Annotated in this window: 15 protein-coding genes and 1 riboswitch; of the genes, 9 read left to right on the forward strand and 6 right to left on the reverse strand. The window is 36.5% G+C overall.

Annotated elements, in window-relative coordinates:
- Positions 1-3: 3 nt before the first annotated feature.
- The 6 genes from ABVM53_RS02590 to ABVM53_RS02615 all read right to left on the reverse strand — a co-directional run bounded on the left by ABVM53_RS02590 (position 4) and on the right by ABVM53_RS02615 (position 11530).
- On the reverse strand, positions 4-1740 hold the full coding sequence (locus ABVM53_RS02590; RefSeq protein ID WP_405329145.1) for an ABC transporter ATP-binding protein: 1737 nt from the start codon (positions 1738-1740) through the stop codon (positions 4-6).
- 183 nt (positions 1741-1923) lie between these two features.
- Positions 1924-4743 (reverse strand): M16 family metallopeptidase, encoded by a 2820-nt coding sequence (locus tag ABVM53_RS02595; protein ID WP_405329148.1) that lies wholly within the window; start codon positions 4741-4743, stop codon positions 1924-1926.
- An 84-nt stretch (positions 4744-4827) separates the two neighbouring features.
- Positions 4828-6174 (reverse strand): RagB/SusD family nutrient uptake outer membrane protein, encoded by a 1347-nt coding sequence (locus ABVM53_RS02600; RefSeq protein ID WP_405329151.1) that lies wholly within the window; start codon positions 6172-6174, stop codon positions 4828-4830.
- Positions 6175-6184: 10 nt separating this feature from the next.
- Positions 6185-9652 (reverse strand): TonB-dependent receptor, encoded by a 3468-nt coding sequence (locus tag ABVM53_RS02605; RefSeq protein WP_405329154.1) that lies wholly within the window; start codon positions 9650-9652, stop codon positions 6185-6187.
- Positions 9653-9739: 87 nt separating this feature from the next.
- Positions 9740-10903 (reverse strand): FecR family protein, encoded by a 1164-nt coding sequence (locus ABVM53_RS02610; RefSeq protein WP_405329157.1) that lies wholly within the window; start codon positions 10901-10903, stop codon positions 9740-9742.
- A gap of 102 nt (positions 10904-11005) precedes the next feature.
- A complete protein-coding gene (locus ABVM53_RS02615; protein ID WP_405329160.1) occupies positions 11006-11530 on the reverse strand; it encodes an RNA polymerase sigma factor in 525 nt (174 codons plus the stop codon).
- Between the two features lie 224 nt (positions 11531-11754).
- Between ABVM53_RS02615 and ABVM53_RS02620 the strand changes: the two genes are divergently transcribed.
- The 9 genes from ABVM53_RS02620 (at position 11755) to ABVM53_RS02660 (ending at position 20947) form a co-directional block, all read left to right on the forward strand.
- On the forward strand, positions 11755-13386 hold the full coding sequence (locus tag ABVM53_RS02620; RefSeq protein ID WP_405329163.1) for a dihydroxyacetone kinase subunit DhaK: 1632 nt from the start codon (positions 11755-11757) through the stop codon (positions 13384-13386).
- A 15-nt stretch (positions 13387-13401) separates the two neighbouring features.
- A complete protein-coding gene (locus ABVM53_RS02625) occupies positions 13402-13632 on the forward strand; it encodes a hypothetical protein (RefSeq protein WP_405329166.1) in 231 nt (76 codons plus the stop codon).
- A gap of 79 nt (positions 13633-13711) precedes the next feature.
- Entirely contained in the window at positions 13712-16138 is a 2427-nt protein-coding gene (locus ABVM53_RS02630) for a DUF4982 domain-containing protein (RefSeq protein ID WP_405329169.1), read from the forward strand.
- A 54-nt stretch (positions 16139-16192) separates the two neighbouring features.
- Positions 16193-16645, forward strand: a complete 453-nt coding sequence (locus tag ABVM53_RS02635) for a Na(+)-translocating NADH-quinone reductase subunit F (protein ID WP_405329171.1) — start codon at positions 16193-16195, stop codon at positions 16643-16645.
- A 68-nt stretch (positions 16646-16713) separates the two neighbouring features.
- Positions 16714-16804, forward strand: a riboswitch (TPP riboswitch).
- Positions 16805-16850: 46 nt separating this feature from the next.
- The gene (thiM, locus tag ABVM53_RS02640) at positions 16851-17645 is read left to right on the forward strand and encodes a hydroxyethylthiazole kinase (RefSeq protein WP_405329174.1); all 795 of its coding nucleotides are present in this window, start codon (positions 16851-16853) and stop codon (positions 17643-17645) included.
- Position 17646: 1 nt separating this feature from the next.
- Positions 17647-18306, forward strand: a complete 660-nt coding sequence (thiE, locus tag ABVM53_RS02645) for a thiamine phosphate synthase (protein WP_405329176.1) — start codon at positions 17647-17649, stop codon at positions 18304-18306.
- A gap of 11 nt (positions 18307-18317) precedes the next feature.
- Complete coding sequence (thiD, locus tag ABVM53_RS02650; protein ID WP_405329179.1) at positions 18318-19151, forward strand: bifunctional hydroxymethylpyrimidine kinase/phosphomethylpyrimidine kinase; 834 nt, start codon at positions 18318-18320, stop codon at positions 19149-19151.
- Positions 19138-19794, forward strand: a complete 657-nt coding sequence (gene tenA, locus ABVM53_RS02655; RefSeq protein WP_405329182.1) for a thiaminase II — start codon at positions 19138-19140, stop codon at positions 19792-19794. Before thiD ends, tenA begins: the two co-directional genes overlap by 14 nt.
- A 349-nt stretch (positions 19795-20143) precedes the next feature.
- Positions 20144-20947 (forward strand): hypothetical protein, encoded by an 804-nt coding sequence (locus ABVM53_RS02660; protein ID WP_405329184.1) that lies wholly within the window; start codon positions 20144-20146, stop codon positions 20945-20947.
- Position 20948 lies beyond the last annotated feature (1 nt).

A 20948-nucleotide genomic window follows, 5' to 3' on the forward strand; every position in this document is an offset into this window, starting at 1 on the left:
TTATTAAATGCGAGCCTGATAGGTAAACAAATTATGATAACGCCCCTCAGAAGCGATAAGTTCGTCGTGTGTACCGCGTTCTGCAATTTGACCATTTTCAATTACCAGAATCTGATCTGCTTTTTTAATAGTACTCAAGCGGTGAGCAATTACAAATGTAGTTCTACCTTTTGTAAGTGTTGTAAGACTTTTTTGAATTAACGCTTCACTTTCAGTATCCAGATTTGAAGTGGCTTCATCCAGAATTAAAATTTTAGGATTTGCTAAAACGGCTCTGGCAATGGCAATACGTTGTCGCTGACCGCCAGAAAGTTTAACTCCGCGCTCCCCTATTAAGGTGTCTAGGCCATCTTCAAAACGATCTGTAAATTCATTAACGTAAGCTGCACGTACCGCAGCCTGTAACTCCTCTTCGGTCGCTTGAGGTCTTGGAAATAAAATATTTTGCTTAATACTTCCTTCAAAAAGAAACTCATCTTGTAAAACCACACCTAGGTTTTTTCTGAAACTATTTAAATCTATTTTAGTAATATCGTGACCATCTACAGAAATTATACCCTCTTGCGGATTTAGAAATGTTGCTGCTAAACCTGCTATTGTACTTTTTCCCGAACCAGAACTACCTACTAATGCCACTACTTCTCCCGGTTTTGCTTCAAAACTTATATTATGTAAAACCTCTTTATTTTCCTCGTAAGAAAACCGAACATTCTCAAAAACTATATGACCTTTAAAGTTTTCCAAAACCTCTGTACGCAGATCCGCATCAGCTTCCGGAGTCATATTCATGAGTTCCTCGGTGCGATCAAGACCTGCCAAGGCTTCCGTTAATTGGCTTCCTATATTACTCATTTGTACAATGGGAGCAATCATTAATCCCAATAGAAAAGTAAACGTAAGAAAATCACCTATCGTAAGCTGGTCTGTCATAATTTGATAACCACCTATTCCCATAATTCCAGTCGTTGCAAGACCCAATAAAAAAGTAGATGAACTGGTCATTAATGCAGTTGCGGTTAGACTTTTCTTTACATTCTGAAAAAGACGTTCTACACCCTCCTCAAATATTTTGTTTTCTTGCTCTTCAGCATTAAATCCTTTAATAACACGTACACCTCCTAAAGTTTCGGTAAGTCTACCGGTGACTTCCGCATTTATCACCCCTCTATTTCTAAAAATGGGACGTATCTTTTTAAATGCCTTTAGTGCAATCAATGCAAACACCGCTAATGGTACTAGAGTAAAAAGCGTCATTGTCCAACTAATACGCAATAATAAGAGGAGTGAAACGACTGCGGTAACCGTACCTCCTACCAGTTGCACTAAGCCTGTACCTATTAAATTACGTACACCCTCTACATCACTCATTATACGAGAGACTAATTCTCCTGATTTTGTATTATCAAAAAAGCGAATAGGAAGAGACAGCACCTTTTTTTGAACTTGAGCGCGCAACTCTGAAATCATATACTGAGCTTGTACGCTGAGAATTTTTGTTAAAAGAAACGAGGTGATAGCCTGTATTAAAATTGCAAAACCTACAGCAGCCACAAGTAGTTTAAGTAGATCTACATTTTTATTGGGGATGATATCATCCATTAGATATTTTAAAGATAACGGAGCAACAAAACTAGCTGCTTTGCTAATCACGATTAAGAGTAAACCAATAAATACCAGCTTTCTTCTGGGCCAGATAATCGTTTTAAAAGCACTTAAAATGCTTACTTTTTCTTTTGACATATAGCTATTATTTGGAGCAAAAGGGCTTTATAATTTTATTTCCATCCTACAAGTATTTGATGTTACGTAGAACGTCTACTTAATAGTCGTTATACTTGATGAATATTATCAGATTCAAGAGAACTATTAAAAAAAAGAAACCCCCACGTTATCGTAGGGGTTTAATTCTAGTAGGATCTTAGCCTATTCTTCTGGTAGTAAAATAAACTCCGCATAATTTGATTCGTCAAAATAGGTGCGAGCTGCTTGCTTAAAAAAGTCAGAATCAATCTTAGCAATTTCTTCCTCATAATTTAAAAAGCTGTCATACTCAAGACCTAGCTCATATGCTTCTCTAATTTTTGAAATCCAGAATGAATCATATTTTAAAAACTCTTCTGTATTGCTTAATTCTGCTTCTTTAATTTTAGCTACATTTTCTTGAGAGACTCCGTTTTTCTTCATCGCATTAATCTCCTCAAAAACCTTCTGTTTTAGCGCTTCAACATTTTCTGGTGCACACGTAAAACGTACTTCCATTCTGTACCAGTCATAAGGTCTGTCTGTTGTAAAACCACTTACGCGCACACCATAAACACCACCCATATTTTCACGTAATTCTTCAGTAAGCCTTATTTTTAAAACCTTTGCAAGAAGGTTAAGCTTTTTCAATTTTTCTGGAGAATAATCGAGAGTTCCGGTAAAACGCATATCTACCTGAGCTTTATCATCTATTCCTTTTTTAACCGTTTTTTCTATCTTACCGGTGGCACGACGTAATCCTATATCTCTCCAATTACTTTTTTCTTCTACGTTAGAAGGCAAGCTAGCGAGATAAGTAGTTGCTAATTCCTTAATTTGATCAGGATCAAAATTTCCTGAAAGTATAAACGTAAATTCATTTGCATTAGAAAAACGTTCTTTGTAAAATGCAAATACCTCATCGAGATTAAGCTCTGCTTCTATCTGCTCTTCCTCAAGAGGAATTGCTCTTAAATGATTATTCATCATTGTTTTTGCAATTACTTTTTCAAAGTAAGAACCAGGATTGTCATCAGAATCTTTGTAAAGCGACATTAATCGCTTTTTATGAGAACCAAAAGTATTAGCATCCTTATTAGGCGCTGTAAAGTATAGGTGAATCATTTGAAACATTCGTTCTAAATCCTCACGGTTACTACTTGCAGAAATTAGCTCATCGTAATAGTTTATATATGGAGTTACAGATACGTCCTTACCCATATTTAATTTCTGTAGCTGTACATTCGAAATTCCATTTACACCACTTTCAGAAATAATTCGTCCAGCTTCACGTGCAGATACATACATCTCATCTGGAGCTACAGAGCTACCTCCCGGTCTAAAACCACGCACAGCAATCATATCATTTTGAAAGGTTGTAGGTTTTACAATAACCGTTACACCATTTTCAAATTTCCAGGTAGTAACATCAACTTTCTTATTATAGGATGTTTTACTCAATTTACCTGCTTGAGGTTTAGTTTTCATTAAAGCCACATTCGCCATATTATCTACATAAGGCTGTAATTTTAATGTTCCGGCTTCATCGAGAATGTCTAGAAGTTGAGCTTCTGAAGGAAGTTTGCTAGCATTCTTATCAGCCGCATTTAATATAATAGCGACATCAGTAGAATTTACCCAAGTATTAGCAATTGCATTTACTTCTTCTAATGTAATTGTAGGTAAGATTTGCTCATAAAAATCAAATCTGAAATCTTCACTAACAACGGGATCTTCAAAAGTGAAGTTATCTATTAATGCTTCAACATATACGCGATTAGGTATTTTATCAGATTCGGTTTTAAACAGAGTTGCATTCTGAAGAACTTTTGCTTTATATCGCTCCAGCTCTGATGCTGTAAACCCAAATCGTTTTGCACGCTCGCTTTCAGCAATTACCGCTTTAATACCTTTTTCTATGCCGTTTTCTTTTAAGTCTGCTCTCAAATAGTAGCTGTCCTTATTTCCTAAGAAAAATCCTATTCCTGCAGTTGCACTTAAAAATGGCGCATCACTATCCTGGGTTATCTCACTTAAACGCTCCCGTAACATTCCGGAGTATAATATTTCTAAAAGGGACGTTTTATAATCCTTATAACTCAACGTCTTCTCGTGCTCTTTTTTAAAGTAAAAGGCTACAGTAGTTTTTTGAGTTTCCTCATCTGTAATTACTTTTGCAACCGGTTTTTTTGACGTTTCAATTTTATAAACGGTACGATCTTTTGCCTCTGAAACTACGTCAAGATCACTAAATAATTCTTTGACTTGAGCTTCTGCCTCTTTTGCATCAAAATCTCCAACAAGAACAAGAGCCATTAAATCTGGCCTGTACCAGTCTCTATAAAAGCGCTTCATCGCATCGTAATCTGAATTCATTATTACATCGAGACTACCTATAGGAAGCCTACTTGCATATCGTGCATTATTTGTAATAACCGGTATAGATTGATCATACATTCTAGATCCTGCACCACTACGCGCTCTTAATTCTTCTGCTACTACTCCACGCTCATTATCGATCTCCTCATTAGAAAATGTAATACCTCCTGCCCAGTCTTTTAATATTTGCATGCTGGTATCAAAAATCTCCTGGTCATCTGTAGGTACGGTAAGTTTGTATACAGTCTCGTCAAATCCTGTATGTGCGTTTAAATCTGCACCAAACTCCACTCCTATACTCTGCAGGTAATCGATAAGCTCATTTTTTTTGAAACTGTCTGTACCATTAAAGGCCATATGTTCCACAAAATGGGCTAATCCCAATTGATCTTCATCTTCTAAGATTGAACCCGCATTTATTACAAGTCGTAATTCTGCTTTATCTTCTGGTCTTGAATTTTCTTTAATATAATAGGTTAACCCATTATCTAAAGTCCCTTTTATAACAGAAGGATCCAGAGGCAGCTGTTGCTCCAGGTTAGAAAAATTGGTTTGCGCTTGAGTAGCTACTGTACCGCAAAGTGATAATAACGCGACACTAAGTGTCTTTACTAATCGAATCATATTTATTTTTTAGGGTAAAAGGATTGCTCACAGCAATTGCAAGCAATCCTGTAATTAGGAATATAGTTGGCTAATCCTTAATTATTAAAAATTGTAACCTGGGTTTTGGTTTTCAAAGTTTATAAACTCATTTCCTTCAATTTCAGGAAGTGGTATAGGAAGTATGTATTGATCTACACTTGTAATTGTAGGTTTTAACTCCATTGCTTTATCAAAACGAATTGCTGCAAACCAATCTGCACCATTTTCAAAAGCCAGTTCTTTTATGGTTTCTTCAAAAATTAAATCCAGTACTTCTGCTGTGGTGGTCGCAGTAGCATCATCATTACCGGCTCTGTTGCGTATTACATTTAGGGGTGTAAGGCTCGCTTCAACACTAGCACCACTTCTGGCAAGTGCTTCAGATTTAATTAGATATATTTCTGAAAGTCTCATAAAATACGTGGGTCTATAGGTAGCCGTATTATTGGTTTTCAGAACCGTCAATCCGGAATAGGTAATGGGTTGTCTGGGATCGCCAGTCATTAATTCTGGAAACCAGGTTGTACCAGCTCTACCAGTATAAAAACGCTTTCTGTTGTTTTGATCTGTATCAGAATTTTCATCCCGATATAATTGTAAAATTATTTCTGATGAAGAATTACCTTTACTAAAAGCTTCGGAAAAAGTAGGCTCTAAAGATCTTGCACTATTATTTATAACAAGATCTGCAGCGGCAGCAGCGGCTTCATATTCGCCCATATAAAGTAAAACTCGTGCTTTCAATGCTTGAGCTGCTACTTTAGACGCTCTGTAGTTCACATTAAAATCCGGAGCATTTGCAATAGCAAAATCTAAATCTGAAAGAATCTGCGTATAACATTCTTCTACAGTGTTTCGGGCTTTACTTCGCGTAACAAAATTTACAGGCTCTGTTCTTAAAACAATACCTAATTCACTTGATCTATCGTAAAACTGACCAAAATAACGAAGTACATCAAATGTAGTCATCGCTCTTAAAAAATGAGCTTCACCTATAATTTCTGATCTTAGTGCGTCACTAATTTCAGTATCCGGAAGCTTTTGAGTAAGGTCTATACTATTATTTGAAGCATCCATTACAGCGTAAATAATTTTCCAGAAATTATTTACATTAGAATTATCAGATTGCAAATCATTTTCTGCAAACTCTCCATTTGCTGTACCTCCTCCGGCTGTACTCATCGTACCTATAAGAGCACTTGGTATTAATTCTGAATACATATAATAATGAGAAACTGTATAGGAAACCATTTGTCCATATGCTCCATTAAGGAGTGCTTCTGCATCATCACTATTTTCAATAACATTATCTGGAACCAGATTGTTAGGTGGATCTTGATCTATTGCATCTACAATCTCACAAGAGACCGTAAGCAAAGCCAATAAACTATATATTATATATTTTTTCATGATTTATATTTTAGAATCTTAAGTTAATACCTAAGGTATATGCACTTTGTAATGGATATCTGTTTGTATCTCTACCAGACCCTGAGATATCATTATTAAATAAGGTTCCGCCCTGCGGATTTGCTCCGGGATAATTAGTTATTGTAAACAGATTTTGAGCAACTCCGTAAATAGCTAAGCCATTTATAAACGAAAAACGGTTTAAAAATTCTTTTGAAAACTCGTACCGTAGATTAAGCGTATTTAACCTCAAATACGAGCCATCGTGAACATAAAAACTAGAGATACTGCCATTACCATTGGGATCACGATAAACTGATCTCGGTACATTAGTAGGGTTTTCTGGTGTCCACGCATTAAGAACATCTGTTATTTTGTTTTCAGCAAAAAACGAACTTTGGAAATTCACATTTCGTGTCTGTGCAAACCACAATAAATCATTTCCTATTGAATAACTAAATTGTGCAGCTAGAGAAAATTGCTTGTATCTAAATGTACTTGAAAAACCACCATATAGGTCTGGTTGCGCATCTCCTATAACCTCCTGATCAAATGAAGAAATTATACCATCTGGAACTCCATCTGGTCCAGAAATGTCTCTGAATCTAATGTCACCAGGAGCAGTCTCATCATCTTGATATACACCTGCAGGGGCACTTGCATTAAGCGCATCGATCACAGCCTGATCTTGAAAAATACCATCTGCTCTATATCCGTAAATTAAACCGATAGGACTTCCTTCTCTAAGGCGTCCACCATTACCGGGTATACCAGTTACAAAACCTTCATCATCTTTGTAGTCGTCGGCGATTTTTGTTAACTGATTTTTATTTTTTGTAGCGTTAATACGCAGATCCCAGCTAAAATCTTTTGATCTTATTACCGCTAGGTTTAACAAAAGTTCAAGACCGGTATTCTTAGTTTCACCCACATTTGCAAGTATTGAACCGGCACCTGTATTACCTGGAGGAATTACCGGGAAAATAGCATCTTTAGTATTTTTCTCATAATATCCAAACTCTCCTGAAATACGATCATTTAAAAATCCGAATTCAACACCAAAATCAAGTTGCTGGGTAGTTTCCCACTTTAATTTATCATTTCCTAATTGCGTCAAAATCACACTACTGTTACCTCCATAGGTATATGTCTCATAGAGTGTACGCCATTGATATGCGCCAAAATCTTGTTGCCCGGTAGTACCTAAACTAGCTTTGAACTTTAAGTTGTTAAGTGTTTTATTACCTTGTAAAAAGGCTTCTTCGGAAACTCTCCAAGCAACTGCAGCAGCAGGGAAAAATGCATATTTATTCTCCACCGCAAATTTAGAAGATCCATCTACTCGACCTAAAACGGTTAATAAATAACGATCGTCATAATCATAATGAACTCTTCCAAAATAAGAATGCAATCCAGATCCCTGACTTGTAGATAAACCACCATTGCTCGAGGTTGCACTACTTACATTGCTTAAAACGCCATTGCTAAAACCTTCACCAAAGGCTTTATTATAAGACGAACTCACTTTTTCAAAAGTGGTACCTAAAACACTTTCAATACTGTGTACATCATTAAAGGTTTTAGAATAAGTAAGATTAGAATTCCATTGTATAACAGAAGACTGTGTTCTACTGTCTTGAGCATATCCATCACCATCACCTTGTAAACGGCTCCAGCCTCCACGTCCTAGATATTCTGGATAGTAGCTATTTTGATTTCCTGTATTATAATTTACAGAAAGTCTGGTTTCAGCCTTCAAACCATCTATTAATTCTAGTTGAGTAAAGAATGTTCCTAAAAATAAAAAGGTTTTATTGGTATTAATAGCTTGAGATAATGCTACAGGATTTTCAAAGTTACTCCCTGTTGAAAATGAATAATTTCCATCTTCATCCAGTACAGGCAAATCTGGTCTGTAAATATAAATACGATCAAAGAGTCCCGAGTCTGTAGCGTCCTGATCTGAGTAAGTGGTTTGCAGACGTGTACCAAAAGTCCATTTATCTGTCGCTTTTGTATTTAAATTTAAATTTAACGTATATCGCTTTCTATTAGATCCTTCAAGGGCTCCTTGCTCATTTAAAGCAGATAATGATGACGAATATTGAGTCGTTCCATTACCACCGCGAATACTTAAATTATAGTTTGTTGAAACCTGATTAGAAGGATTTAATTCTTCTTCCCAGTTTGTATCTGCTGTTCCAAAATATGATCCATCTCTCACACTTTGCGAAAAAGCATCTGTGCTTGAGCTGTTATTCACCGCAGTAAGCCAAACTGCTTTAAATTGTTCTGCATTTAAAACATCTAATGTTGGTGTATTTTGTACAGTGGTTGAAGCATTAAACTCAAACTGAGTTTTGCCGTCTTTGCCTCCCTGCTTAGTCGTTATTACGATAACTCCGTTTGCAGCTCTGGAACCATAGATTGCTGCTGCAGATGCATCTTTTAAGACTGTTATAGATTTAATATCACTAGGATTAATATTTCCTATTGGGGTACTTAAGCCTTGATTATCTAATTCTTGCCCCAGATTACTACCTTCAGTTCCTCCAATAGGAATATTACTTTCAGATACAACGGGAATACCATCAATCACATATAAGGGTTGGTTAGATCCAAATAAAGAAGTGGTTCCTCGAATACGAATTTTTGATGCCGATCCAGGTTGGCCATTAGGCGAACTTACATTTACACCAGCAACTAAGCCTTGTAAACCCTGATCTACATTTATAGTAGGAGATTGATTCTGAAAACTTTCCATATCAACGACTCCTACAGAGCCGGTGATGTTTTCTTTTTTAACTTCTCCATAACCTATGACTACCACCTCACTCATCTCTTCAAGTGATTCTTTTAAAGTCACATCTATCTGGGTGCGATTTCCTACTTGGGTTTCAAATTTCTCAAAACCCACATAGGTAAATACTAAGGTGCTTTCACTACCAGCATTAATACGATATCTACCATCAAAATCTGATGCGCTACCGGTATTAGATCCCTTTATCTTTACAGTCACGCCTGGAAGCGGCACACCTTTGCCATCTTTAATAACACCGGTAATTTGTGATTGCACTGTAGAACTAGCAGATTCTATACGTGTACTTATAGCAACATCTGCCGATGGCTTGAGTACAATAAGATTCTTTCTTATAATATAATCTGTGTTTGAAGATGCTAGAATTTTATCAAGAACTACTTGAATGTTTTCTTCATTCACATTTATATTCAGCAATTTATCTGCGCTTAATGTTTTCACATTATAGATAAATTTAAAATCGGTGATCGATTCTATTTTTTGTAGTACCTGCTCAACGCTGGCATTGCTGAGATGGAGCGTAACTTTATTCCGCTGGGAATAAGAATTTGCCTGCAAACTGAATAAGGATACAAAAAGTAATAGCGTAGTGATTTTCATCGCTAGAGAATGTTTGTGTAAACGAGACATTATATGCCTCGTACAAATAGGGATTTTCATACATTTACGTTGTTAGGTTAATTAATTTGAACTAGTTGACTTTGCATTTATTAGATCAGGGAATGTTGGCGCATTTCCTGATTTTTTTTATTTATTCGTTATCGTAATTAAAGTATCGGTGCGTGTAAATTTAAAAGGTGCATCCAGAGCAAAAGCTTCTAGGACCTCATCAATAGTTTCTACATCAAAACTTGCATTAAATTGATCTGTCTTAATACTGGTATTTTTATTAATGATTGTCACATTATATTTACGTTCTAACTTCTGAAGAATTTCAGTAAATGTGGCTTCTCTAATTATTAATCTTCCTTCTAACCAGGCGATATGTTCCCAGATATTCGCATCAGCTACCTGTAGAGAACCTGCTTTAATATTAAACGACCCTAATTGATTAGGTTTTAAATAAACCGAAGGATTTTGAGTAGATTTCTCATTATACATTTTTACAGAACCCTCTACTAGAGCTACTGTTACCTCTGCATTTTCAGTATAAGAATTCACATTAAAAGAAGTACCCAATACCTCAACATTTACACCCTGTGTATTTATAACAAAGGGCTGATCTTCCCGCTTACTTACATTAAAATAGGCTTCACCACGTAAGGTGATTAATCGTTTCTCTCCACGTTTAAAAGCAATAGGATAGGTAATACGACTGCCAGCATTAAGTCTTATAGAAGATCCATCTCCAAGCTTAAGTGTGAACATTTTACCGTGCGGAACGTTTAATGTGTTGTAAGTAATGGCATCAGAATTAAGTATTGGCTTATAAATAAGTGTGTCTGCATTTTGCAAAGCAATTGCTTCTCCTGCCGAGTTAAAGAGCTGTTTAGTAGATTCGGTTTTTATAAATTCGACTTTTCCATCACCCGTTTCTACACTTAGTGAATTCACTGTACTTGAAGAATCAAAATCTGATGCAAATGGCTGATAATAAAAATTGAGGAGTATACAAATACCTGCAACTGCAGCGACGGCAGCATAACGATAAAAAGATTTTCTGCGTGAGGTTTGTAATGGAATGACCGCTTTTCGGTCTTCGACTTTAGCTAAAACTTCTTCCCATGCAGAATCAACATCTAGATTTTGCAATGTATGCAAATCTGTTCCTGCTGCTTTTAATTCTTTCAGCTTATTATAAAACGCTCTGTTCTCTGGAGTTTTATTTATCCACTCTTCAATCCAAATACGATCTTCCGGACTAATCCTTCCGTTGAGATTCTTTAAGAGTAAGCGTATTTCTTTCTTCATAGCAGCACCAATTAAAATCAGGTTCTACTAGTAAGAGTCTTAAATGTTTCTTTGGGGTGACGTGAATTGCGAAAAAATTTATAAAAAAGTAAAATTTAACATTTAAACATCAAACAATATCCATAATATCTGAACATAATTCATTGATTCACGCAAAATTCTGTACGCCTTTTTTATCTGACTTTTTAATGTGTTCTTGGAAATTTCTAAACTTTCTGCAGCTTCAGAATATTTGTAGCCGTGTATAACACACAGTTCAAATGCCTTTCGACATTCGCTAGGAAGCAAATTCAGTTCTTTTAAAACTAGTACAGATTCTTCTTCTTTAATTAGTTGTGACTCTTGGGATAGATTTTTAGAAGCTAAGCGTTCTTCAGCCTTGGTAAGTGAGTCTGTAACGGCATTTTGCTTCAAAAATTTTAAGCAACTGTGGTAAACACTTGTCTTTATATATGCCTCCAGATTATTGATGTGAGCAAGCGAATCAGCCTCTAGAAGTTTTACAAAAACATCCTGCACAACATCTTTTGCATTGTCTTTATCTAGAACATAACTGTAAGCAAAGATGCAAAGGCTCGTGTAATTCTCTTGAAAAACAGATTTTATTTCTCGCGTTGAGGTATTCAAAAAAGTTAGGGCTTCTTTATGTTAAAGGCTAAATATAGTTTAGTTCTCGCAAAAAGTAGATCTCTATTCGAATTTTTACGAGGAATGCAATGAATACCGCAAAGTAATGAGCGTTTACATTTTTAAAACAGCCAATACCTTTAAATCATAAATAACAGGCTTAACATTTTATTTGAAATAATATCATTTCACATTTGGTAACTTCTATTTTAAAATATAATCTGATGAAATCCTTTATAAATAATCCAAAAGAAGTAGTTAATCAAGGCCTGGAAGGCCTGCTTACAAATGCTAATCTTACCTATCTTGATAGCTTTCCTGAGATACGTGTAATTTTAAAAACGAATATTGATAAATCTAAAGTCTCAGTCATATCTGGTGGCGGTTCTGGTCATGAACCTGCTCATGCAGGATTTGTAGGGGATGGTATGTTAAGTGCTGCTGTATGCGGAGATATATTTGCATCTCCTTCAGTAGATGCCGTATTAGCAGCAATTCTTGCTACCACTGGTGATGCCGGCTGTTTATTGGTAATCAAAAACTACACCGGAGACCGACTTAATTTCGGACTTGCAGCAGAACAAGCTCGGGATATGGGCATTCAAGTTGAAACTGTGATTGTGGGTGACGATATTTCTCTTGGTGAGGATGTAGAACAACGTGGTCTGGCAGGAACGCTTTTTGTACATAAAGCTGCTGGTGCTCTTGCACAAGCTGGTAAATCTTTATCGGAAGTAACAGCTATCGCTCGCAAAGTGGCAGATAACACCTATTCTATAGGATTATCACTTGAAGAAGGTCAAAAATTTCAAGATGCCGAAGAATCGCGTTTTGCAGAAGATGAAGCAGAATTAGGCTTGGGAATACACGGAGAGCCCGGAGTAGATAAAATAAAAATGGCTGCTGCAGATGAATTAATGAATCAGGCTCTCGACAAATTATTAGAATATTTACCCGAAAAACAATCCCAAAACTATGCACTGCTGCTTAATAATTTAGGAAGCGTTACGCCATTAGAAATGAATATTTTATTGCGTGCTTTCAATAATTCTGATTTAGCAAAAAAAGTATCGTATTTAGTGGGTCCGGCAGCATTAATGACTTCGCTTAATATGAAAGGATTTTCGGTAACAGTGTTAGAATTAGATGATGAAATTACAGAAGCGCTTCTAGAAAATGCTGCCCCGGTTTCCTGGTCTATTGTATCATATGAAAATCAAAAAGCTGTTGAATCTCCAGAATTGCCAAAAATGCTTCAGTTTGATTCTTCTTCTAATGCTGTAACATTAAAATCTTTAGAGAATATCTTAGATGAGTTAATTAGCACCGAAAAAGAACTCAACGCCATTGATGAAAAAGTAGGTGACGGTGATGCCGGCTCAACCTTCGCTACAGGTGCAAAGAAAATTAAAGAGTTATTAGACAAACTTCCACTAGATGATCCCGGGAAGTTATTAATAACAATAGGTCGCATTTTGGCTCGAGAAACCGGTGGATCTAGCGGTGTACTTCTATCTATACTTTTTACACGCGCCGGTAACGCCTATAAAGAGAATAGTGACCTGGGTAAATCTTTAGTTGCCGGACTCGAGAAAATGAAAGAGTTTGGTGGCGCATCAGAAGGTCAACGTACTATGATCGATGCAATGCAACCTGCTTTTAACGTGTTGAGCGATGGTGGCTCTTTAAAAGAGGCTACGAAAGCTGCACGAGATGGAGCCGATAAGACTAAAGAAATCACTAAAACTGAATTTGGTCGTTCGTCTTATTTAGGTGAAAATTCACTAAAAGGAATTCCTGATCCCGGTGCTGAAGCTGTTGCACGTGTTTTTGAGCGCTTGACAAGTACCAACTAATTAAAAACTTTTGCTATGCTGCAATTAAAGATTGATAATTCTCAAGATTATCAGGTTCTAGAAGATCGGGTTAACTCCCTTCTCATACCTTCAGAAATTTGTAGAGATAACTCCTTGACAGTTCCGCAGGTGCTTGATAATAATAAGTTGATTTCTGGCGTAGATGCGATAAATAATTATCTCGACGATTTAGAAAGCTTTACAAAACAATGGTATGCGTGTCGATGTGATATGTTTCCGCAGTAATGCTTTTAAATTATAAAGCGTAATATTTACATTTAATACTGTATTTTTAGCATTATCATTTGCTAAAAATACAGTCATTATGCGAACTCCATTTTTATTCATCCTTTTAGTAATATCTACTACGGTTCTGGCTCAGTCACGATCTATTATCGAACTTCACACTGGATGGAAATTTAAAAAAGGTGATTTTGAAAATGCATACCAAATAGACTTTAATGATACTGGTTGGCAAAATGTAACCGTACCTCATGATTGGGCTATTTATGGACCATTTGATAAGGAAATTGATAAGCAAACTGTGGCTATCTCACAAAATGGTGAGACCAGCGCTACTGAAAAAACAGGTCGTACTGGATCATTACCATTTATTGGCAACGCCTGGTATCGCAATACATTTGAAATTCCTGAGCACACAGAAAATAAGAAAACGCTGCTCCTTTTTGAGGGAGCTATGAGTGAACCTCAAGTCTACCTCAACGGTGTAAAAATTGGAGAGTGGGCTTATGGTTATTCTTATTTTTATTTTGACATTTCTAAACATCTTAAACCAGGTAAAAATACACTCTCAGTTAAACTTTCTAATGAGTCATTCTCTTCACGATGGTATCCTGGAGCGGGACTTTATCGCAAAGTAAGTTTGATTACAAAAAATGCTCAGAGCATAGATCAATGGGGAACCTTTATTACTACTCCTTTAGTAACTGAAAAGGAAGCTAAAGTCAATATTAAAACAGCTGTAACGGGTAGTGATCTCAGAATGGTCACCAGTATTTATGATAAAACTGGAAAAAAGATAGCCAGTGATTCTACTTCTACACTATATAATTCTGAATTTGAACAGAATATTAAAGTGAATAATCCCAACTTATGGAGTCCTGAGAATCCGTATTTATACACATCAGTTTCTCGCTTATATGCCGGAAATAAACTCACAGACGAAGTAAAAACTACATTTGGAATACGCAGTATTTCCTATTCTTCTGAAAACGGTTTTCAGCTTAATGGCAAAACGCGCAAATTTAAAGGCGTTTGTCTGCATCACGATTTAGGTCCGTTGGGCACTGCAGTTAATAAAGCGGCTTTAAGAAGACAAATGACAATATTAAAAGATTTAGGTTGTGATGCCATACGCAGCGCGCACAATATGCCTTCTTTTGAGCAACTTGAACTCGCCGATGAAATGGGATTTTTATTTTTAGCTGAAAGTTTTGATGAATGGAAAAAGCCGAAAGTTGAAAATGGGTATAATCGATTTTTTGATGATTATGCAGAAAAAGATATTACAAATCTAGTACGAGCTACTCGCAATCACCCATCAATTGTAATGTGGAGTGCGGGCAATGAAGTGCCAGATCAATATGGAAGTGAAGGCGTAAAGCGGGCAAAATGGTTGCAGGACATCTTTCATAGAGAAGATCCTACACGACCGGTTACCGTAGGTATGGATCAGGTAAAAGCTACTATGGAATCTGGCTTTGGAGCTATCTTGGATATTCCGGGACTTAATTACCGTGTGCATTTGTATGAAGAAGCTTATGATAAGTTTCCGCAGGGATTTATACTTGGTTCAGAAACCGCATCTACCGTGAGTTCGCGCGGAATTTATAAGTTTCCGGTTAAAAAAGCGAGTATGAAAGAATATCCAGATTTCCAAAGTTCATCTTACGATCTGGAGTATTGCAGTTGGTCAAATTTACCCGAAGATGATTTTATTTTGCAAGATGATAAGCCCTGGGTTATAGGTGAATTTGTATGGACAGGATTTGACTACTTAGGCGAACCTACACCCTATGATACAAGTTGGCCTGCACGAAGTTCTTACTTTGGGATGGTTGATCTTGCGGGTATTCCTAAAGATCGTTACTATCTATATCGCAGCCGCTGGAATACAGAAAAGGAAACTTTACATATCTTACCACATTGGAACTGGGAAGGACGTGAAGGCGAGAAAACGCCTGTTTTTGTTTACACAAACTATGATCGCGCAGAATTATTTGTAAATGGTAAAAGTCAGGGAATTCAGATTAAAAATAATTCTACATCACAAACGCGTTATCGCCTTATGTGGAATGATGTGATTTATGAGCCCGGCACATTAAAAGTCATTGCATATACTCAAGATGGATCTGTAGCTGCTGAAAAAAAAGTTGAAACTGCCGGAAAACCTTACGCTATACAATTAGAAGCTGACCGTAAGACTATCACTGCCGATGGTAATGATCTATCATTTGTAACAGTTTCTGTCGTTGATAAAGAGGGCAACATCTGCCCTACCGCGACTAATCGCTTAAACTTTAAAGTTACCGGCAACGGAGAATTCAAAGCAGTTGCCAATGGCGATCCTACTTCACTAGAAGCATTTTATAAACCTACTATGAAATTATTTAGCGGTAAACTAGTAGTTCTAGTTCAAAGTGACACTACCAGTGGTGACATACGCCTAAAGGTTAGTGGAACAAGTTTAAAATCTGCGGTGTTAAAACTCAAAAGTACACCTATCAATTAATAAGTGAGCTTAACTCCTTTTTTGTAACTTTATAAAAAAGAAAAAAAGTAAGCTATGAAAACATCTGCACGCTTAGAACAAGCTATTAGTAAGCTTTATACGGCATTTCACAACAATACACTTAATCCTGAGTGTTGTAAAAGTTGTGCTGTAGGTAATATACTTGATAATACAGATACCTGGAAACATCTTACCGAAGGACACGGATCTTTAAATCTCACCTATGTGGGTAAAGTAAATGAGGCTTTTGGCCGTAAACTTAATGGTTATTCGCCATTAGAATTGCTTAAAATCGAGGCTGCCTTTCTTAGTGGTTGCGGCTACAAACTGCCACTTTCGCGAAAAAATCGTCATTCTATAAACCGCAGTTCAAAAGAGGTTATGTTTAATGGAATGTGTGCTGCCGTTGCTATTCTATGTGAGCTTGATGGCATTGCAAATGTTATGGACTTTTCAAAATTATTTGATTTTGAAGAAGATAAACCTGTTTATGAGCTTTCATTTTAGTTTGCCATAATTTAATTTTTCTTTTACCATCTGGCTTGTGGTATTTTCTTCTATTACTTTTATCTTTGAATTGGCTTTAGGGGTATTCTAAATGAATTGAGACAGTCCCTTTGAACCTGTTTGGTTAATACCAGCGTAGGGAAAAGTAATCGATTATCTTCTCAGTTGAGCAGTTTTCTAAGGCCGTAACCTTATACATTACCTTATGAAAGAGAAGCTCTGGAATCATATTACTACCGTAAGAAAGCAAGCACCACTTGTGCATAATATCACAAATTATGTGGTTATGAATAACACAGCAAATGCGCTGTTAGCTATAGGTGCCTCCCCTATTATGTCGCATGCTCAAGAGGAAATGGAGGCGATGCAGCAGATTTGTAATTCACTGGTAATAAATATTGGTACGCTCGATAAGTATTGGGTGAAATCGATGCATCTCGCTATCGAGGCTGCTAATAAAAATAAGAAACCTTGGGTACTAGATCCTGTAGGTGCAGGAGCAACTTCATTTAGAGACGAGGTGCTGAGCGAACTTCTAAATCTTAAGCCTACTGCAATTCGTGGAAACGCATCAGAAATATTAGCTCTTGCTAAACACAATAAAACTCAGACAAAAGGTGTTGATAGTACCGCTTCAAGCTTAGATGCAATTGATGCTGCCAGATTTTTAAATAAACAATATAATGCTGTAGTGATAATCTCTGGAGAAACAGACGTGATTGTAAGCAACGAACTTGAAGTTAAACTGAATAATGGCAATTCATTAATGACAAAAATTACCGGTATGGGATGTTCTGCTTCGGCGATATTAGCCGCTTTTCTTGCCGTAATTCCAGAAAGTGCTGAAGCCGCAGTTGCAGCTACTGCATTAATAAGTATTGCCGGAGAAATTAGTGCCAAATCCTGTGATGGCCCCGGAAGCTTACAAGTTTCCATATTAGACAAACTTCACAGCATCACAGAAAATGAGTTCTTAAAACACCTAAAAATAGAATACTAAGATGACCAACAATTCGTTTCCTTACCGCCTGTACCTCGTAATTTCTGAGGAAGCTTGTGCTGGTAAAAATTTTTTAAGCGTAGCTGAAGAGGCAATAAAAGGAGGCGTAGATATAATTCAATTACGAGAAAAAAATGCCTCCAATGAAGAGTTTTTAGATAAGGCATTGCGCTTAAAAGAAGTGATATCCAGATATAATGTACCCCTTATTATAAATGATAATCTATTTGTGGCTAAGCAAGTAGAAGCGTTCGGAATTCATGTAGGGAATAATGATGTAAATCCTACGGAAATTAGAAAAACCTGGACAGCGTGCAAGAGCTTAGGATACTCTATAGAATATTTAGAACAGCTTTATAATGAGCAAACCTATACCGCAGATTATCTAGGAATTAGTCCGGTTTTTAAAACAGATACAAAAACTGATACCGTTACAGCCTGGGGTTTAGATGGGATTAGACAAATAAGAAGTATTACTCAGAAACCTCTAGTGGCTATAGGCAATGTGTCTGCAATAAACACGCGTGATATTATAGAAGCAGGTGCTGACTGTGTAGCGGTAGTATCTGCAATATGTGCTGCTGAAAATCCGCAGAAAGCTGCACTAGTACTTCGTAAAGAGATTGAGAAAGCGTCTGTAAGAGCTTCTTCTCACCATTAAAAAAATTGAGTATGAAAAAAATGACCTATCCTTCAGTATTAAGTATTGCCGGTTTTGATGGAAGTGGTGGCGCAGGAATACAAGCAGATTTAAAAACTATTTCTGCTTTAGGGTGTTATGCTACAACAGTTCTAACCGCATTACCTGTGCAAAATACTACAGGCGTAAAATCTATTTTTTCTATTCCTGTAACTGTTGTAGAAGAGCAACTCAAATCAATTTTTGATGACATTTTACCTTCAGCAATAAAAATAGGAATGGTGCATACCCCGCAACTTGTAGAAACCATTGCCAAATCATTAACTGAAAATCCTAAAATACCTGTTGTTTTTGATCCTGTAATGGTAGCAACCAGTGGTCATAAACTTATTGAAGATCCCACCATAAAAAGTATTGTTACCCATCTTTTCCCATTGGCATCTGTTATTACACCTAATATGGATGAAGCTTCACTATTGGCCAATATGGAGGTTAAATCTCTTGAGGATATGCACACTGCAGGTAGAAAAATAATGCAACTAGGTTGTAAATCTGTTTTATTAAAAGGTGGTCACTTACAAACAGATATACTTACCTCTTTATATTTTAAAGAAGATGGTAGTGTTATAGAATATGAATACAAACGGTATGAAACTAATAATATGCACGGCTCCGGCTGCACATTGTCGTCAGCAATTAGTTCTTACATCGCTCAAGGAGAATCTTTAGAGAACGCAGTCAAAATAGGTCAGGATTATGTACATCAAGCAATATTTCATGCTAAAGATGTTGTCATAGGTAAAGGCAACGGCCCACTTAATCATTTTTTCAATCCGCAGAAACTTATAAAATATGAAATGGAGTAACACAAGCTGGAATAATATTCAGTCTATTTACGATAAGATAATTGAAATGCCATTTATAAATCAACTAGCAAATGGTACGCTCCCACTCGATCAATTTCAATTTTACATTCAGCAAGACTCGATTTATCTGGAGAACTTTGGCAGAGCGCTTGCTCTAATCGCTGCGAGAGCTCACGAAGTAGATGATGTTCTAACTTATACCCGGTTTGCCGAAGGAGCAATAGTGGTTGAAAATGCTTTACACGAATCTTTTTTTAAGGAATTTAAAATTTCAAAAACACACGATGTAAGTCCGGTTTGCCATCATTATATTCATTATTTAAAAAGTACAGCTGCGCTAGATCAGGTAGAAGTTGCAATGGCTGCTGTACTTCCTTGTTTCTGGATTTATAAAAAAGTGGGTGATTATATTTATGAGAACCAATCAGTGAAAAACAATCCGTATCAACAATGGATAGAAACGTATGCCGGAGAAGAATTTGGTTTACTTGTGGACCAAGCGATAAACTGTTGTGATAGAGTAGCTGAAACCTGCTCAGACAACCAGAAAGAACTAATGCATAAAGCATTTTATATAGCAAGTCAACTCGAATACAAATTTTGGGATAGTGCATCAAAATTAAGGCGATGGGCAATTGAGTAAATTGTTAAATAATCAAAAATTGAATATTTTTTTGTCACATTGTTAATTACCAAACGTCTTTTAGGTAATTAAGGTTGACAAACTGTTTTCTTTTATTTACTTGGATTAGCCGCCTATAATACAGAAATCATTCGCGTTAATTATATATTTATAGATCCCTTAGCACTTGTTAAGGGATTTTTTTTGCGCAAAACTTTTAAATGGGACACTCCAACATTTAAAAATTCTTCAACATTCAGTTCGTAACAAATATAAATCAACAAAAAAAAGGCTTCTTTTTTAACAAACATTTAAGCTTCAGCCTTAAAACCTTAATAATCAACATTTCGTACATAAGATGTATTCAGTAATGAGTGCACCATTAACTAATCAAATACTCAATCTTATGAAAAACATGTTTACTAAAATTAGTTTGTTATCACTTGCGCTTTTAAGCTTTAGTAGCTGCGACAATGATGATTACTCAGAAGATGCTATTGAGATAGCAACCTGCGATGACGGTATAATGAATGGTACTGAAACCGGAGTAGATTGTGGAGGTTCTTGTGCTCCCTGCGCAGTTCCCGTAACACCCGGAAGAAGAGCAGAATTGTATGTGACGAATACAAATAGTGCAGATCCATCTATCTTTAAGTATAGCATTTCTGGAGATTCACTTGTTACTTTTACCACCACTTCTACCGTTGCAGAGGGAATTTATTATGATGCAAATTCAGATCTATTAGTTCAGGCTTCGGCAATGCCTACAGGGGTTTTACAAGCTTTCTCTGGAACAAGCACATTAGACACCTCAACATTAACCTCCTCTTTTACCAGTTCTGCAGATTTAACAGCTCCCAGAGAAATCGCTGTTATTGGAAATAACTATATAGTTTCTGACAATACAAATAATACATTTTATGTATATACATTAAACGGGTCGAGTTTTAGCCTTAGTGCAACTATAGATATTCAGTTTCCAGTGTGGGGTATTGCTTTTAGAGGAAACGATTTATATGCAGTTGTTGACGGTCCTGGATCGAATGAATTAGCAGTGTTTGAGGACTTTATTACAAATGCTACTACAGGCACTCTAAATCCTTCAAAACGTGTGACCATTGAAGGCATTGTGCGTACCCTGGACTTACCTATGACGGTACAGATGATGTACTAAT

The organism is Leeuwenhoekiella sp. LLG6367-2.1 (assembly GCF_045055775.1).
Classification (GTDB): domain Bacteria; phylum Bacteroidota; class Bacteroidia; order Flavobacteriales; family Flavobacteriaceae; genus Leeuwenhoekiella; species Leeuwenhoekiella aequorea.

Excerpts from the sequence above, each read along its gene's own strand:
- ABVM53_RS02590 (WP_405329145.1), bottom strand. The coding sequence starts at position 1,740 with ATGTCAAAAGAAAAAGTAAGCATTTTAAGTGCTTTTAAAACGATTATC.
- ABVM53_RS02595 (WP_405329148.1), bottom strand. The coding sequence starts at position 4,743 with ATGATTCGATTAGTAAAGACACTTAGTGTCGCGTTATTATCACTTTGC.
- ABVM53_RS02600 (WP_405329151.1), bottom strand. The coding sequence starts at position 6,174 with ATGAAAAAATATATAATATATAGTTTATTGGCTTTGCTTACGGTCTCT.
- ABVM53_RS02605 (WP_405329154.1), bottom strand. The coding sequence starts at position 9,652 with ATGAAAATCCCTATTTGTACGAGGCATATAATGTCTCGTTTACACAAA.
- ABVM53_RS02610 (WP_405329157.1), bottom strand. The coding sequence starts at position 10,903 with ATGAAGAAAGAAATACGCTTACTCTTAAAGAATCTCAACGGAAGGATT.
- ABVM53_RS02620 (WP_405329163.1), top strand. The coding sequence starts at position 11,755 with ATGAAATCCTTTATAAATAATCCAAAAGAAGTAGTTAATCAAGGCCTG.
- ABVM53_RS02625 (WP_405329166.1), top strand. The coding sequence starts at position 13,402 with ATGCTGCAATTAAAGATTGATAATTCTCAAGATTATCAGGTTCTAGAA.
- ABVM53_RS02630 (WP_405329169.1), top strand. The coding sequence starts at position 13,712 with ATGCGAACTCCATTTTTATTCATCCTTTTAGTAATATCTACTACGGTT.
- ABVM53_RS02635 (WP_405329171.1), top strand. The coding sequence starts at position 16,193 with ATGAAAACATCTGCACGCTTAGAACAAGCTATTAGTAAGCTTTATACG.
- thiM (WP_405329174.1), top strand. The coding sequence starts at position 16,851 with ATGAAAGAGAAGCTCTGGAATCATATTACTACCGTAAGAAAGCAAGCA.
- thiE (WP_405329176.1), top strand. The coding sequence starts at position 17,647 with ATGACCAACAATTCGTTTCCTTACCGCCTGTACCTCGTAATTTCTGAG.
- thiD (WP_405329179.1), top strand. The coding sequence starts at position 18,318 with ATGAAAAAAATGACCTATCCTTCAGTATTAAGTATTGCCGGTTTTGAT.
- tenA (WP_405329182.1), top strand. The coding sequence starts at position 19,138 with ATGAAATGGAGTAACACAAGCTGGAATAATATTCAGTCTATTTACGAT.
- ABVM53_RS02660 (WP_405329184.1), top strand. The coding sequence starts at position 20,144 with ATGAGTGCACCATTAACTAATCAAATACTCAATCTTATGAAAAACATG.